At 72.6% G+C, this 16059-nt stretch carries 13 protein-coding genes; 12 read left to right on the forward strand and 1 reads right to left on the reverse strand.

Going from position 1 to position 16059, the window contains the following annotated elements:
• The first annotated feature begins 159 nt into the window (after nt 1-159).
• The 7 genes from G7Z13_RS31575 (at nt 160) to G7Z13_RS31605 (ending at nt 8188) form a co-directional block, all read left to right on the forward strand.
• Nucleotides 160-1200 carry a glycosyltransferase family A protein gene (locus G7Z13_RS31575; protein ID WP_240926416.1) on the forward strand — a complete coding sequence of 347 codons (1041 nt, stop codon included), beginning with the start codon at nt 160-162 and terminating at the stop codon, nt 1198-1200.
• Nucleotides 1197-2387: a lysylphosphatidylglycerol synthase domain-containing protein gene (locus tag G7Z13_RS31580; protein WP_166003942.1), complete on the forward strand. Its 1191-nt coding sequence runs from the start codon at nt 1197-1199 to the stop codon at nt 2385-2387. Before G7Z13_RS31575 ends, G7Z13_RS31580 begins: the two co-directional genes overlap by 4 nt.
• Before the next feature lie 193 nt (nt 2388-2580).
• Nucleotides 2581-3981, forward strand: a complete 1401-nt coding sequence (locus G7Z13_RS31585) for an aspartate aminotransferase family protein (protein WP_166003944.1) — start codon at nt 2581-2583, stop codon at nt 3979-3981.
• Nucleotides 3975-4997 (forward strand): NAD-dependent epimerase/dehydratase family protein, encoded by a 1023-nt coding sequence (locus G7Z13_RS31590; protein ID WP_166003946.1) that lies wholly within the window; start codon nt 3975-3977, stop codon nt 4995-4997. Before G7Z13_RS31585 ends, G7Z13_RS31590 begins: the two co-directional genes overlap by 7 nt.
• 10 nt (nt 4998-5007) lie before the next feature.
• Nucleotides 5008-5916 carry a UbiA prenyltransferase family protein gene (locus tag G7Z13_RS31595; protein WP_166003947.1) on the forward strand — a complete coding sequence of 303 codons (909 nt, stop codon included), beginning with the start codon at nt 5008-5010 and terminating at the stop codon, nt 5914-5916.
• 53 nt (nt 5917-5969) lie between these two features.
• Entirely contained in the window at nt 5970-6974 is a 1005-nt protein-coding gene (locus G7Z13_RS31600; RefSeq protein ID WP_166003948.1) for a glycosyltransferase family A protein, read from the forward strand.
• On the forward strand, nt 6971-8188 hold the full coding sequence (locus G7Z13_RS31605; RefSeq protein WP_166003950.1) for an endonuclease/exonuclease/phosphatase family protein: 1218 nt from the start codon (nt 6971-6973) through the stop codon (nt 8186-8188). Before G7Z13_RS31600 ends, G7Z13_RS31605 begins: the two co-directional genes overlap by 4 nt.
• Before the next feature lie 77 nt (nt 8189-8265).
• Here the strand turns inward: G7Z13_RS31605 and G7Z13_RS31610 are convergent, their stop codons facing one another.
• On the reverse strand, nt 8266-8991 hold the full coding sequence (locus G7Z13_RS31610; RefSeq protein ID WP_166003952.1) for a BTAD domain-containing putative transcriptional regulator: 726 nt from the start codon (nt 8989-8991) through the stop codon (nt 8266-8268).
• 468 nt (nt 8992-9459) lie between these two features.
• On the opposite strand from G7Z13_RS31610, the gene G7Z13_RS31615 reads away from it, so the two are divergent.
• From G7Z13_RS31615 to G7Z13_RS31635, 5 genes are read left to right on the forward strand one after another with little or no spacing between them, the layout of a single operon-like run.
• Nucleotides 9460-10560, forward strand: a complete 1101-nt coding sequence (locus tag G7Z13_RS31615; RefSeq protein ID WP_166003954.1) for a radical SAM protein — start codon at nt 9460-9462, stop codon at nt 10558-10560.
• A 58-nt stretch (nt 10561-10618) separates the two neighbouring features.
• Nucleotides 10619-12730 (forward strand): DegT/DnrJ/EryC1/StrS family aminotransferase, encoded by a 2112-nt coding sequence (locus G7Z13_RS31620; RefSeq protein ID WP_166003956.1) that lies wholly within the window; start codon nt 10619-10621, stop codon nt 12728-12730.
• Entirely contained in the window at nt 12727-13917 is a 1191-nt protein-coding gene (locus G7Z13_RS31625; protein WP_166003958.1) for a hypothetical protein, read from the forward strand. Before G7Z13_RS31620 ends, G7Z13_RS31625 begins: the two co-directional genes overlap by 4 nt.
• Nucleotides 13914-15131 (forward strand): hypothetical protein, encoded by a 1218-nt coding sequence (locus tag G7Z13_RS31630; RefSeq protein WP_240926417.1) that lies wholly within the window; start codon nt 13914-13916, stop codon nt 15129-15131. The genes G7Z13_RS31625 and G7Z13_RS31630 overlap by 4 nt, the downstream gene beginning before the upstream one ends.
• A 43-nt stretch (nt 15132-15174) precedes the next feature.
• Nucleotides 15175-16053, forward strand: coding sequence for a phytanoyl-CoA dioxygenase family protein (locus G7Z13_RS31635; protein ID WP_166003960.1), 879 nt, complete (start codon nt 15175-15177; stop codon nt 16051-16053).
• Nucleotides 16054-16059 lie beyond the last annotated feature (6 nt).

The raw sequence follows: 16059 nt of genomic DNA on the forward strand, positions 1-16059 counted from the left end.
CCCTCCAGGGAGCGTTCGTACGGATCTTCGGCGAACGAGCGGCTGAAGACTAACAGTCGGCCCACCGGGGCGGATGCCCGGCGAACGGCCGTCCCGCGGGGCAGCACCCGATACAGGATCGATACCAGGTCGATACGGAGCGCAACTGAACTGAGCGGCATGCCACATTCCGTGTCAGTGGTGATCCCGGCCCACAACTCCGCCCGCACCCTTGCAGCGTGCCTGGACTCGGTGTACGCCCAGACCTGTCCGATCCACGAGGTGATCGTGGTGGACGACGGCAGCACCGACGCCACGGCGCGGATCGCCCGAGGTTATCCCTGCACGCTGATCCGGCACGACCCCAACCGCGGTGTCTCCGCCGCCAGGAACACCGGTATCGCCGCCGCCACCGGCGACATCCTCTTCTTCCTGGACTCCGACGAGGCGCTCACCCCCGACTCGGTGGCGAGCGCGCTGCACATCCTGGACGCCGACCCCGAGTGCGGGTGCGTGCACGGTGTGATCGCGCCCGAGCCGCTCTTCGACGACGGACCCGTCGAGCACTACAAGGTGCTGCACGCCCACTGGTGGCGCCTGCGCGGCGTCGGCGAGGTGGAGACCGCGTTCTTCGCCCAGGCCGCCGTACGCCGCGAGGTCTTCGAGCAACTGGGCGGCTTCGACGAGCGGTTGCGGGACTCGGAGGACCTGGAGTTCAGCGACCGGCTCGCGCCGCACTGGAAGATCGTGCTCACCGACCGGATCGTGGCCCGGCACGACGAGGAGGACCGGCTCGGCGCGCTGCTCGGTGAAACGTTCCGACGGGCGCTGCTGCTGGTCCCGGCGCTGCGGTCGGCGCGCCAGGGCGGGCGCCGCAACCTCACGGCCAACAGCCCCGCCTCGGTGGCCTCGGCCGCCGCGCTCTTCGCCTCGCTGCCGCTCGCCGCGCTCCTCGCCGCACCGCCGTTCGCCGCGCTGCCGCTCGCCGGGTGGCTGCCCGCACTGCCCGCGCTCTTCCTGCTCGCGTTCTGCGCCGCGAACCTCGGACTGCTGCGCTTCGTCGCCCGGCGCCGGGGTGCGCGGTTCCTGCCCTTCTTCGTGGGCGTCCACCTGGCCACCCACGCCGCCCTGCTCGGCGGTGCCGCGCTCGGCGCCCTGCGGCCGCGGAGCACGAGCCGGACCGGGCGCGGTGCGCCGCCGCGGGCGGAGGCGACGCGGTGATCGACCGACTGCGCCGGCTGCTCACGCCGGTCATCGTGCTCGCCGCGCTGGTGGGCGTCTGGTTCCTCGTCCGCAACGGGGGTGTCTCCGCCGCGCGGGAGTTCGCCCGCCCCCAGGCGGTGCCGCTGCTGGCCGGTGCCCTCCTCACCAACGTCGCCGGGCTCGTTCTCGCCGTGCACGCCTGGCGGGTCCTGATCCCGGGCGAGCACGGACTGCGTGGCCTGTACGCGGCGAAGGTGTACTTCCTCGGACAGCTCAGCAAGTACCTCCCCGGACGGGTCTGGGGCGTGCTCACCCACGTGGCGCACGGCCGCGCCGTCGGCATCCCGGCCGCGCAGATGACCTCGGCCTATGTGCTGAGCCTGGCCCTGACCCTGCTCACCGGGGCCGGTGTCGCCCTGCTCGCGGCGCCGGTCGCGCTGCCCGGCCAGTGGCCGTGGCTGGTGCTCCCGGCCGCGCTGTTCGTGCTGTGCCTGGTGCGGCCCGCCCTCGCCACCCGGCCGGTGTCCGCCCTGGCCCGGCTGCTGCGCAAGCCCGTGGAGCAGCCGGGGGACCCCGCGGTGCGGCGGGCCATCCTGCTCGCCGTCGCCTCCTGGGTGGCCTCCGGACTGCACCTGTGGTTCCTGGTCCTGGCGCTGGGCGCGCCGGTGTGGGCGGGACTGGGCGCCTCGGTCGGCGCCTTCGCGCTCGCCACGGTCATCAGCAGCCTCGCCCTGATCATCCCCGACGGCTGGGGCGTGCGGGAGCTCACCATCACCGCCGCGCTCGCCACCGTCCTGCCCCCGGGCGCCGCGGCCACCGCGGCCCTGGCCAGCCGCCTCGTCTGCGTCGTGGCCGAACTGGGCAGCTCGGCCGTCGTCCTGTGCTGGTCCCGCTTCACCGCCGCACCGGCGCTCCCGTCGGACGCGGCCCCTGAGCCGCCGGGGACGACGAACGTCCCTTCCGGGGCGTCCGGCCCGGCGAGCGAAACTCCCGCCCAGCCTGGGCCGGCGAGCGACACCTCTGCCCCGCCTGGGCCGGCGAGCGACACCCCCACCCCGCCAGGGCCGGCGAGCGAGACGTCCGTGCTGTCCGGGCCGCCGGCCGTCACCCCCGCGCGGCCGCGCGGACGCAGGTCCGCTCCTCCGGCCACCGCCTCCCTGCCGACGAGCCCGGCGGCCCCCCAACCCCCTCTTCCGCGCCCCTAGTCCAGACCGGTCTTCCGCGTCGCTGGTTCGACCATGCCACGCACTGCCCCAGTTGACCCTTGCCTCCCACACCCCCCAGCTCACGATTCACCTCCCGTCTCCCACCCCCCTGGTCCCGGAGGTCCCACGGACGCGCCCACGGCGCGCGGTCCGCGGCACCGATCGGCCCGCACGCTCATGAGGAGAGAAACCCGTGTACACCCTGGATGACGCCGAACGCCTCGAGGTCGGCGAGGTACACGACCTTTACCGACGGCACGTGAACAAGAGCCAGGTCGCCCTGATGACCTCGTTCGGGTTCGGCCGCGAACTCGTCGACCACGCCGAGGGCGCCTACCTCACCCTGAAGGACGGCCGGCGCGTCCTCGACCTGACCGGCGGCGTCGGCGTCCTCAACCACGGTCACAACCACCCCCGCATCCTCGCCGTACGCGAACGCTTCGCCCAGCAGCGCCGGATGGAGGTCCACAAGACCTACTTCTCGCCCTACCTGGCCGCGCTCGGCCACAACCTCGCCGAGGTGATGCCCGGCGACCTGTCGATGTCGTTCCTGCCCAACTCCGGCGCGGAGGCGGTCGAGGGCGCGGTCAAGCTCGCCTACAAGTACCACGGCGGAAAGCGCGGCACCGTCCTGCGCGCGGACTGTGCCTTCCACGGCAAGCTGCTCGGCTCGGGCGGCCTCACCGGCCAGAACCAGTTCGCCTTCCCGACCATCCCCGGCATCGACACCTTCCGCTACGGGGACCTGGACTCGGTGCGCTCGGCGATCGGACGCCACCCCAAGGACGTCTACGCGATCCTCGTCGAACCCTTCAGCGCCTCGACCATCCAGTGGTGCTCCGAGCACTTCCTGCGCGGGCTGCGGGAATTGTGCACCCAGCACGACATCGTGCTGATCTTCGACGAGATCTACACGGGTTGGGGCAAGACCGGCAGCATGTTCTACTTCATGCGCTACCCCGGACTGATCCCGGACGTGGTCACCACCTCCAAGTCCTTCGGCGGCGGCAAGTCCTCCGTCTCCGCCTACGTGGCGCGCGAGCCCGTCTTCCGCAAGGCCTACGACAACCTCGGCGACGCCCTGCTCAACTCGACGTCCACCACCTACTACGGCTTCGGCGAGGAGTGCGCCACAGCGCTGGAGGCCGTCAACATCGCCGTGGAGGACGACTACCCGGCCCGCGCCCGGGCCCTCGAAGCCGTCCTGGAGCCCGGACTGGCCCGCCTCGCCAAGGAACACCCCGACGCGATCGGACACGTCGCGGGCGCCGGCGCGCTGTGGGGCGTCTTCATCGACGGCGGCCCGAAGATCCTCGACCTGGTGGCCAAGCTCGCCCCCGGCGGCATGGCCAAGGACCCGCGGTTCAAGGCGAAGCTCGTCACCTGCGCGGTGATCAACGCCCTGTACGAGGACCACGACATCTTCGCCTACTACACGCTCAACGGCCGCAATCCGCTGATCCTCGGCCCCTCACTGGTCACCGAGCCCGACGAGGCCGAGCGCGCGGTCGACGCGCTCGGCGAGGTCCTGGACCGGGGCCTGGGCCGGCTGGTCACCCGTTTCATCAAGCAGAAGGTGAGCTCACAGTGGTGATCACGATCACCGGCGCGGCGGGCATGCTCGGCGGCCGCCTCGTCGAGCGGCTGCTGGCCGACGGCCGGCAGGTGCGCGGAGTCGACCTGCGCCCCGGACCGGGCGTGACGATCGTCGGGGACATCCGCGACCGGGACGTCATGCGTGAGGCGGCGGACGGCGCGGACGTCCTGGTGCACGCGGCGGCCGCGCTGCCCAGCTACCCCGACGACCAGATCCGCTCCATCACCGTCGGGGGCACGAAGAACGTGTTCGCCGCGGCGAGCGCGGTCGGCACACCCCGCGTGGTGCACATCTCGTCGACCGCCGTGTACGGCCTGCCCCGCGTGGTCCCCACCACCGAGGAATACCCGCGCGAACCGGTGGACACCTACAGCCGGGCCAAGGCCGCCGCCGAGGAGGTGGCGGAGCGCTACCGCGCGCAGGGCATGTGCGTGCCCGTGCTGCGGCCGAAGACGTTCGTCGGACCGGGCCGCATGGGACTGTTCTCGATGCTGTTCGAGTGGGCGGAGGAGGGCCGCAACTTCCCGGTGCTCGGACGAGGCGACGTCCGCATCCAGATGTTCGCCATCGACGACCTGGTGGACGCGATCGTCACCGTGCTGACCGCGCCGGAGGACGTCGCCAACGACACGTACAACCTGGCCGCCGCCGAGTTCGGCACGATCCGTGAGGACTTCCAGGCCGTCCTGGACGCCGCCGGCCACGGCAAGCGCGTCATCGGCCTGCCCGCCCGCCCGGCCCTCGCCCTGCTGAACGCGCTGCAGAAGGCCCGGCTGTCCCCGGTGTACGGCCGGCTGCTGTTCAAGCTGATGGAGGACTCCTACGTCAGCATCGACAAGGCGACGCGGCAGCTGGGCTTCAGCCCTAAGTACTCCAACCGCGACGCCGTCCTGCGCACCTACGAGTGGTGGCGCACCGCCCGTCACGAGGTCCCCTCCGGCGGATCCGCCGGCCGCACCAGCCGGGACCCGTGGCGCCAAGGCCTGCTGTCCGCGGCGAAGATCTTCTTCTGAGGAGCATGCCATGAGCTTCCTGGACGAACGGGCCGTGCCCGTCACACCCGGGGACACCCCACCGGTGCGGAGCCCGACGGCGGGCCTGATCGCCCTCGTCCGCCCCGCTCAGTGGCCGAAGAACCTCCTGGTGGTGCCGCTGCCGCTGCTGGGCGCCGAGTGGAGCTGGCAGGCCGCGGGCCGCGTGGGCATCGCCACGCTCGCCTTCGTCCTCGCCTCCTCGCTGGTGTACGTGGTCAACGACATGGCGGACGTGGAGCGGGACCGGCGCCACCCCGTCAAACGCCACCGGCCGCTCGCCTCGGGCCAGGTCAGCCGTACGGCCGCGACCGCCCTCGGCGTCACCCTCGCCGTCCTGCTCGTGCCGCTGCTGGTGCTGCTCGCCCCCGAGGGCGCGTGGGCGGTCCTGGTCTACCTCGTCGTCAACGCCGCCTACAGCTGGCGGCTCAAGCACCTTCCGCTGCTGGACGTGTTCATCGTCGCCACCGGCTTCGTCCTGCGACTGCTCGGCGGCTACGAGGCGGGCGGCCAGACGGTCTCCGGCTGGCTCGTCCTCACCGTCCTGACCCTGTGCCTGCTGCTGATCCTCGGCAAGCGCCGCCACGAACTGAGCGTCTCGGGCACCGGACACCGGCCCGCGCTGGTCGGCTACTCCACACACTTTTTGGACCTGGTGCTGGTGATGTGCTCGGCGGTGACCATGGTCGGCTACCTGCTGTACCTGCGCACCGAGTCCGGTTACGAGGCCGGCGCTCTGCTGACCGCGCCCTGCGCGCTGTTCGCGCTGTTCCGGTACCTGCAGATCGTGGTCGTCAAGGCCGAGGGCGGCAACCCTGTCCACGTCCTGCTGCGCGACCGCGTCATGCAAACGAACTCGCTTCTCTGGGCCGCGCTGCTGCTGGTCTTCCAGCTCACCTAGTCCGGCGGCCGGCCCGCCTCCGCCAGTCTTCCGATCCGACCGAGGACCATTCCATGGCCGCACCCCTCGTGTCGGTGGTCGTCCCCATGTACAACGACCGCCGCACCATCGACCTGTGCCTGAACTCCATCAGGGAGCAGACATATCCCAAGCTGGAGGTGATCGTCGTCGACGACTCCAGCACGGACGACTCGGCCGCGCTCGCCGCGCGGCACCCGGTCACGCTCGTACGCGCCGAACGCAACGGCGGTCCGGGCGCCACCCGCAACCTGGGCGTCCGGCACGCCTGTGGCGACATCATCTTCTTCCTCGACGCCGACGTGACCATGCACCCGGAAGCGGTCGCCGAAGCCGTCGCCCTCTTCGAGGAGAACCCGTCTTACGGCGCCGTGTTCGGCATCCCCGACAAGGAGCCGCTGTTCGACGAGGGGCTGGTGTGCGACTACCGCATCCTCCAGTACCACTACTGGCGCAAGAGCGCCGAGGGCCTGGTCAGCGGCGGCTACTACGCCCTCGGCGCGGTCCGCCGGTCCGCCTTCCTGAAGGCGGGCTGGTTCAACCCCGCGCTGCGCCAGACCGAGGAGATCGATCACGCGGAACGGCTCGCCGCGCTGCACCCCATGCTGCTGACCTCCCGCATCCGGGGCCGTCTCGCCGACGAGACCGAGATGCGCCCCCTGCTGCGCAAGGCGTTCGTGCGCAGTCGGCTGCGGGTGCCGTTCTACCTCGACCGGGGCCGGGCCATGCAGGGCATGGAGACGGGCGGGCGCGCGGCGGCGTCCGTGCTGGCGGCGCTGACGCTGGTGAGCCTGCCGGCGGTGGCGGTGTGGCCGCCCGCCGCGGTGGTGCCGGCGGTCGCGCTCGTCCTGTTCGTCCTGGCGGACCTCGGACAGTACGTCTTCGTCACCCGGCAACGCGGCGTGGGCTTCCTGCTGTTCTTCATCGGCTGCCACCTGCTGATGAACACGGCGGTCGTCGCCGGCCTCGCGGTCGGACTGACCCAGTGGGCGTTCAGCCGCCGCTTCCGCCGCATGTACCACCGCGAGGTGACCGCGTGACGTCCGAACCGGCGGTCGCCGACCCGCGGACCGACGAGGCCGCAGGGCCGCCCCCGGCCCGGCCCGGCACCGGCGGGACCCGGCTGCGTCGCACCGGGCGGCTGCTGCGGCTGTGGTACGGGCGGGTCCTCGTGGCCGTGGCCGCCCTCTGGCTGCTGTACGCCGTCGTCCGGTGGCTGGTCAGCGGACGGTGGCACTGGGCGATCCTGCTGGACGCGGCGCCTCCGCTGCTGCTGATGGGCGTCCCGTTCGTCCTGCTGGTGGCCAGTGCGGCCGCCTGCGGCCGGCGGCGGCCGTGGGCCGCGGGCCTCACCGCGGCCGCGCTGCTGCTGGCGCTCGTCACCGGCTCCGGGCTGAACTGGCCCGCGCTGTGGCGCGACCCGGGGAAGGTACCGCCGGGCGCGCTGCACGTGGTCTCGCTCAACACCCAGTACTGGGGCCAGGCCTCCAGCCCCGAGAACGTCTACGCGCTGCTGCACCGGTACCCGGCCGACGTCTACCTCCTCCAGGAACACGTGATCTGGCAGCCCGGCCTCGGCGAGGACGGCTACCGGGAGCTGCGCGACAACGCCCGGCTGCGCGCCGAGTTCCCCGGCTACCACATCGCCCGCCGGGGGGAGCTGCTGACCCTGTCCCGGTTCCCGATCGTCGCCCAGCCGCCCGTCGGTCCCGGGGCCGAGCTGGACGCCCGCCCCGAGACCCCCTTCAGCCGGGTCTTCGCCCGCGACAAGGTGATGCGCACGGACCTGAAGGTCGGCGACGAGATCCTGAGCGTCTACAACGTCCACATCACGGTGCCGCTCGCCGTCGACAACCTCAACCCCTTCTCGGGCTACGACTACGACGCGTACTTCGCCCGCAAGTTCGCCTGGCGGCAGGAGGAGTTCCGCGGTCTGGAGCGGGACCTCGACCGCAACCCCCATCCCACCGTGATCGCCGGGGACTTCAACGCGACGGACTCCATGCGCGACATGGACGGCGTGAAGGAGCGGGCCGACGACGCGCTGCGGGCCAACGACGACTTCCTCCCGCTGAGCTGGAAGTTCAGTGCCCCCACCGGGTTCGAGTGGGACAGCGTGTTCAACCGGCCGCTGCCGCTGTGGCGGGTGGACTGGGCGTTCACGGCCGGTCCGGTCCGGGTGCACCGGTACGACCTGCGGTCCTCCGACGGGCTGTCCGAGCACCAGTTGCAGGACCTGTGGCTGTCGCTGTGAGCGCAACGGGAGGAGCGGGACCGGTGGCTGTCGCCGTGAGCGGGCCGGGAGGAGGCGCCGCGGGCGCGGCACGCGGCTCAGCTCGCCCGCGCCCCGTCGACGACGACCTGGTCCCGCTCCATGCCCAGCAGGATCGACTTCTCCAGCTCGGCCAGCTCCGGACCCGGTTCGATGCCCAGCTCCTCGACCAGGGTGGTGCGGATCCGCCGGTAGACCTCCAGCGCCTCGGCCGTGCGGTGCGAGCGGTAGAGGCCCAGCATGAGCTGAGCGTGCAGATGTTCCCGGTAGGGGTGGTCCGCGACCAGCTGCATCAGTTCACCGATGACGTCCTGGTGCCGGCCCAGCTCCAGGTCCAGCCGGACCCGCTCCTCCACCGCCCGCAGCCGTGCCTCCTCCAGACGGCGCGCGCCGGACTCCACGGGCGGGCTCGTCAGACCCACGAGGGCGGGGCCGGTCCACAGGGACAGGGCCTGGCGCAGGATGTCGGCGGCCTCCTCCAGGTGACCGCCCGCGGACAGGGTCCTCGCCCGGCGCACGCGGGCCTCGAAGATCATGGCGTCCAGCTGGTCCTCGGCCAGCCGCAGCCGGTAGCCCTGCGGATGGGTCTCGATCAGGTCGGGAGCGCCGGCCGCCGCGAAACTCCGGCGCATCGAGGATATGCAGATGCGAATCTGGGTGCGGGCGCTGGTGGGGGGCGAGGAGCCCCATACGGCATCCACGAGGTCGCTGACGGGCACCACCCAGTTCGCCTCCAGGGCCAGTACGGCGAGGACGATCCGGGACCGCCGCCCTCCGATGGGCACTAATCTCCCGTCGACCGAGACGCTCGGCGGGCCGAGAATTTTGAAAATGACAGGCATGTGTCCCCCGTACCTAGAGCTTTCGAGTCTGGTATCGGCTGTGCGCTCCCCGCCGGCCTGCTTTCTGAGCAGGAATGGTTTCCGGGTTCGGGCCGGACCCCGGGACAGCCTGGTGTGGACCAATGTGCACTGTCAAGGGAGATCTTCCTCCGATAACGCCCACGACCTGAGTCGATGCAGGTTGGCGGGGTGCTTCTCGGGGCAACAGTCCGGTGCGAACGGCTGGTTGACAGCGTCACGAACGCCTCTCTACGGTTGGTCTGCACCAATCGAACACCCGACCAGTTGGCTGCACTTGGGGGGATCGTGAATATTGCCGGAAACGCTGGAAATCCTACGGCGGTAACCGCGGACGGCAGGACACAATTGCCCGTCGTCAGCCTTGACCAGGCTCATTCCCCGCAAAAAGTGATGGCCCATGGAGAACTGCTGCGGCGGTTCGTCGCCGATGAGGACTTCAAACCGATCCATATGCGGATCGGCATCATGGGTGCCTGCAACCAGCGTTGTCACTTCTGCAACTTCCATTCCCCGAACGAGGAGCAGTTCTACGACCTGTTCTCGTTCAAGGACGCCATCCCCACGGACAAGGCCGTCACCCTGCTGCGGGAGTTCGCAGCGAACGACGGCCGCGCGGTGACGTTCTGCGGCAGCGGCGAGTGCACCATCCACCCCGGCTACGCCGAGATCACCCGCGCCGCCCATGACGCGGGGCTGCGCATCGGACTGATCACCAACGGGTCCAGGCTGGGCCGCCCGGCCGTCGCCGACACCGTCGTCGCCACGCACACCTGGGTCCGCATCGGACTCAACGCGGGCACCGAGGCCACCTACAACGCCATCACCCGCGACCGGGAGCGCACGTTCGCCTCCTTCGTCGAGACGGTGGGACGACTGCGCGAGGCCGCGGTGGCCCCGGACTTCCGGATCGGCTTCAACTTCGTCATCACCGAGCGCAACCACCGGGAGATCCTCCAGGCGGCCCGCATCGGCCGGGAGGCCGGCGCGCACTACGTCCGGTTCGAGCCGGAGTTCTACAGCGCCCTGGGGCACGAGACCATCGAAGCGGTCCTGCCGGAGATCACGGCCGCCCTCGGCGAGGCCAAGGCGCTCTCCACGGACGACTTCGAGGTGTCGATCCCCAAGCTCGACCGGGGCCCGATGGACCGGGTCGAGACGGTGGAGGGCGACTTCGAGCGCTGCCACTACAGCCGCTTCGTCACCGCCGTCGGTGCCGACGGCAACCTCTACCCCTGCCCCCAGGTCCACCTCAACAGCCGCTACCTGATCGGCAACGTGCTCGACCAGGGCTACCTCGACGTCCTGGAGGGCGGCCCCCGCGCCGAGTGGGAGGCGGCCAACCCCCGCCGCACCGACCTGTGCAAGTCCTGCTTCTACCGCCCGCAGAACGAACTGCTGGAGCGGCTGCACCGCGGCCAGATCCAGCTGGACCAGGCGCTGGACGCCTATGCGGTGGAGGTGCCGAGCACGCTGCACGAGGACTTCGTCTGAGGCACCGCCGCCCGGTGAACCCCTCTGCCGTCTCACAGAACCTGGTGCCCGACTCGCCATGCAGATCCGCCACCTGGCCCGGCTCCTCGAAGCCCGGCCGACGCCCGCACCGTCCGCTCCCGGCTCCGACACCGAGCCGGCCGCCCGTTCCCACCGGATCCGTTCCACCGTCGAACGGCTGGCCCGCGTGGAGCGCGTCCCGGTACGCGTCGTCCACACCGACACCGAGGTGCGCGACGGGCTGCACCGGGAGCAGTGGGTCCTCGATTCCCCCCTGCGCGGTGAGTTCCGAGCCACCCTGCTCTCACCCGAGCCCGAGCCCGCGCCCCGCCCCGGCATCCTGGTCCTGGGTGGGAAGAACGCCCGCCGGGAACAGCTCACCGGCGAGGTCGTCCCCGACCACCCGGACCGCAACATGGCCGAACACCTCGCCCGCGCGGGATTCACCACCCTCACCTTCGAGTACGCCCTCACCGGCGGCCTCGACCAGCGGCGGCTCGCCGGGCGCGACGAGGGGACCCTGCTCGCCCACGCCTTCACGCTCACCGGCCGCTCCCTGCTCGGCGCCCTGACCGGTGACGCCCTCGCGGTCCTGGAACTGCTGCGGACGCACGAGCGCGTGGACGGCGGCCGGGTCGGACTGTTCGGGCACAGCCTCGGCGCGGCCGTCGCCCTGCACACCGCGCTGCTCACCGAGGGCGAGCCGCCGCTCTGCGCGGCCGGCCACCTCGGTTCCTACGCCTGCCTGTACGCGCGGCAGCTGACCGGCTTCGAGGGCGCGGTGCTGCCGGGCATCCTGGAACACACCGACCTGCCCGCCCTCTACGGCGCGCTCGCCCCCGCACCGCTCCAGCTGCAGTTCGGCACCTGTGACCCGTACCTCGACGCCGACGACGCCCGCGCCGCCGGCCGGGCGGTCGCCGAGACCTACGCCGCGGCCCACGCGCCGGCCCCCGAGATACGCGAACTGCCCATGGGACACGGCACCGACGTCGGCCACGCCGTGGACTTCTTCACCCGGGCCCTCGCCCAGCCCCCGTCGGCACCGGCCGGCGTGCCCGCCCAGCGCGTCCGGTTCGACGTGCTCGAACGGCGCGCCGTGGCCGACCGGGTGGACGCCGCGCTCCGGTCGGGTGTGCTCACGCAAGGGCCACTGGTCACCCGGTTCGAGGACCTCACCCGGCAGTGGACCGGCCGCCCCGGTGCCGCCGTGGCCTCCGGCTCCGCCGCCCTGGAGATCGCCCTCCGCGTGATCGGCGTGCGCGGACGCACCGTCCTCGTGCCGGCCAACACCTTCTTCGCCACGGCCGCGGCCGCCGTGCGGGCCGGAGCCGCCCGGGTCGGCTTCGTCGACCTGGAACTCGACGGCCTCGGCATGGACCCCCAGGCACTGACCGCGGCGCTCGACCGCCACCCGGACACCGCCGCCGTGGTCCCCGTCCACATCGGCGGCATCGTCGCACCAGCGCTCGACGGCGTCCTCGACCAGTGCCGCGCCCGCGGCATCCCGGTGCTGGAGGACGCCGCCCACGCCTTCGGCAGCACGCTCGGCGACCGCCCGGCGGGCGGCCTCGGCCGCTTCGGCGCGTTCTCCTTCTTCCCGACGAAGGTCGCGACCAGCGGCGAGGGCGGACTGCTCAGCTGCGCGGACACCGGCGACCTCGACCACGTACGGCGCTGGCGGGACCACGGCAAGAGCGCGCCCGGCTCCACCCTGCACGACCGGCCCGGCGGCAACTGGCGGATGAGCGAACTGCACGCCGCCGTCGGCACCGTCGACCTGGAACGCTTCGGCCGCACCCTGGCCGCCCGCCGGGACCTGGCCGCACACTACGACGACCTGCTGGCCTCCGTGCCCGGGGCGCGGCCCCACACCATGCCCGGCCAGGTGAACAGCAACTACTACAAGTACCTGGTGTACCTGGACGAGGCCACCGACCGCACGCTGCTGAAGAAGCGGCTGCGCGAACGGCACGGCATCCACCTCGCCGGCGAGGTGTACGACCACCTGCTGTGCGACCACCCCTTCTTCGCCGGCCGCGCCGAGCCCGGGGACCACCCGCGAGCCCGGTGGTTCGCCCGGCACCACATCGCCCTGCCCCTGTATCCGTCCCTCACCCACGCCGAGCAGGTCCGGGTGGTCTGCGCGCTGCGCAGTGAACTGCCGTGACGTCCGGCGCCCTCCTGCACGCCTTCCGGCGGGGTGCCTGGCACCCGTCGCTCGACACCGCGCCACTGCCCGGCGACACGGCGGTGCGACTGGCCCTCGTCCCCGAGCTGGTCGTCGCCGCCGACCGCAGCCGGTGGGACACCGTGGCGCCCGCACTGCCCGCCGCGCCGGACGACCGCAGGGCACTGCTCCTGGCCGCGCTCGACGCATTCGAGGACGGCGTCCTCGACATCGGCGGGCTCGGGCCGCAGAGCGGCGCCGGCTTCCGCGCGGCCCTGTGGCGCACCGCCGGCATCCCGCCGTCACTGACCGACCGCTGGTGCGGCATGCTGCGCGCCGCCCTCACCGAGCGGCCGCCGCCCGCGCACGACGGAGCGCTCGCGCTGGTCGCCCTGCCCGGCAACACGTTCACCTGCCTCGCCGCCGTACTCGACCAGGTCGAGCGGTCCGCGGCCGTATGGGTACGGCCCAGCCGCCGCGAGCCACTGTCCGCGGCCCGCCTGGTGGCCGCCCTGCTGCGGGCCGGATGGCCCGCCGAGCGGATCGCCCTGTACCCGACCGTCCAGGGCGCCCTCCCCGGGCTGATCCGCCGGACCGACCGGCAGGTGGTCTTCGGCGGCTCGGGCCTGGCCCGGTCCGTCACCGCCCTGCCCGGTCTGACCCTGCACGGACCCGGGCGCGGCTGCGCGCTCGTACCCGCCCGGATGTCCGCGGACCGGGCCGTCGAGTGGCTGGTGCCGCTCATCGCGGCCGACGCGGGACGGTTCTGCAGCAACGTGCGCACCGTCGTGTGCGCCGGCCCCGCCGAGCCCCTGGCAGCCCGGCTGGCCGCCGCGCTCGACGCACTCGATCCGGTCAGCCTGCCGCTGACCGTCAGCCGGGAACCGGGCGCCGCGCACCGAGCGACCCGTTCCGTGGCCGAGCGGATGCGACCAGGGGACCGGCTGCTCACCCGCCGGCCGCCGGTCGTCGCCGGACCCGACGGCGCCCCCTGTGCGACACCGCACCTGGTGCTCGTCGGCGACGGCCCCGAGGACCCGCCGGAGCACCCGCTGATCGGCCACGAGGTGCCCTTCCCGTTCGCCGCCGTGGTGCGCGCGAGCGAGCGCGACGCCGCGCGGATCGCGGCCGGATCCCTGTTCGTGTACGAACCGCCGCAGCCGGCGGCACGGAGGAGGACCCCATGACGACGACCGCACCAGGCACCCGGCGGCCCGGCGTGCCCGGCCCGCCGAGCGGCACCCCCGCGTGGGACACGACGGCCGTCCACGACGTCATGCGGGAGCGCGTACCGCAACTCGCCGTCGACCTCGACACCTGGACCCGCCGCATGATGCGGTGGCACTTCTCCGCCGAGACCGGGTCCCCGTTCTGGCTCTCCCAGCGCGACACCCTCGGCTTCGACCCGCTGCGGGACGTCCACGGCTTCGCGGACCTGCGGCTGTTCGGACTCTTCGACAAGGCGCGCCTGCGCGCCGCCCGCGCCCGCGACCTCATCCCGCGCGGCTTCCGCGACCGGCCCTTCCGCGTCTTCGAGACCGGCGGCACGACCGGCACCCCGTGCCGCATCGTCAACGTCACCCGGCTCGCCCTCGACGTGGAGATCTACCGGACCATGCTGGAGGCACGAGGCCTCCTCGGCGGGGACGTCCTGGCGATGACCCCGATGGGGCCGCACGCCTACGGGCACTTCGTGGAGGCCCTGGCGGACAGCTGGCGGGGCGCGGTGCACTCCATCGACTTCGACCCGCGCTGGGTCAAGGCGGCACTGCGGGCGGGCGGCGACGCCGGCGCGTACACCGGCCACCTGATCGCCCAGACCCTCCACCTGCTCACCGCGGAACGCCCGCAGCTGCTGTTCACCACCTCTCGGCTGCTGGTCGAACTGGCCATGCGGCTGCCCCGCCCGCTGCACGCGTACGGCGTGCGCGCGGTGTGCACCGGCGGTACGTCCTGCACCCCGGCGGAGGCGGAGTTCCTGCGCGCCGAACACCTGGCGGGCGTCCAGTGGATCGACACCTACGGCAACACGCTCGTCGGCCACGCGCTCCAGGCGGACCTGACCCCGGGCACGACCGTGGCGGGCGTCACCGCGCCCGGACCGGACGCCCCCGCGGACGGGGAGCCCGGCGAGCGCGTCACGCACACCTACCATCTGCCGCCGCCCTTCGCCGTGCTCACCGTCGTCGATCCGCGCGACCCCTGGCGGCAGGCGGCCGTGGGGGAGCGCGGCCGGGTACGGGCCACGACCCTCCTGGAAGACCTGTTCATCCCCCATCTCCTGGAGCGCGACAGCGCCGTCCGGACGGGCCCGCACCCCTGGTTCCCCTGGGACGGAGTGGCGGCCGTACGGCCGTACACGGCAGATGCCACGGAGGAGGCCACGGAGGGCGTCTACTGACGGACCGCCCACGCCGGCCCCCTCGACACCAAGGACCCCGATCATGACGCTTTCCGCACCACCGGTCGCCGAGCTGTACTCCAACGGCCTGCCCATCCCCTTCTCCCCGGACCTCTTCGGACCGCTCAGGCCCAGCGCCGACCGGCTCGGCGATCCGGCCGCCCTGCGGCGACGGCTGCGCTCCGACGGCTATCTGTACCTGCCCGGCGCCTTGGACCGCTCCGCGGTGCTGCGCCTGCGCCGCGCGTACTTCTCCCTCTTTCCGCCCGGCTACCTCAAACCGGGCACCCGGCCGCAGGACGGCCTCTTCTCGGGCACCGTTCCCGAAGGGCTGCCGGAGTACGGTGTGGCCGGGCACCCCGCGCACGCCTTCGTCCGGTCGGCGCCCTTCGAGCGGTTCCTGGCGGACGAGCGACTGCGGACGATCGCCGACGGCCTGCTCGGCGGCCCCTCGGAGATGCTGCCCCGGCGCATCCTCCGGCACTTCCACCGCGGCTCGGGCCGTGCCTCACGCGCCCATGTCGACATGGACTACCTTGACGCCGCCCCGCCCAGGGTGCTGACCATGTGGATCCCGGTCGGCGACTGCCCGGTCGCCACCGGTCCGCTGATCTACCTGGACGGCTCCCACACCCTGGCACCCGAGGACTACCGGCCGCTGCGCGACGTCACGGACCGCCCGCACGACCGGCGGCCCATCTCCCACGACCTGGCGCTGACGGCCCGCCGGCTCGGCCGCCGCTGGCTGTGCGCCGACTTCGCGGCCGGTGACCTGCTGGTGCACGTGCCGCAGATCATCCACGCGTCGCTGGACACGACGACCGACGCCATGCGCCTGTCCGTCGACGTCCGGTTCATCCGCTCCGGTGACAGACCCGACGACCGCTGGCAGCGGCCCTGGTCGGCCGACGACGGAGCCTGACCCCCG

It is taken from the genome of Streptomyces sp. JB150 (assembly GCF_011193355.1).
In the GTDB taxonomy this organism is placed as follows: Bacteria; Actinomycetota; Actinomycetes; order Streptomycetales; family Streptomycetaceae; genus Streptomyces.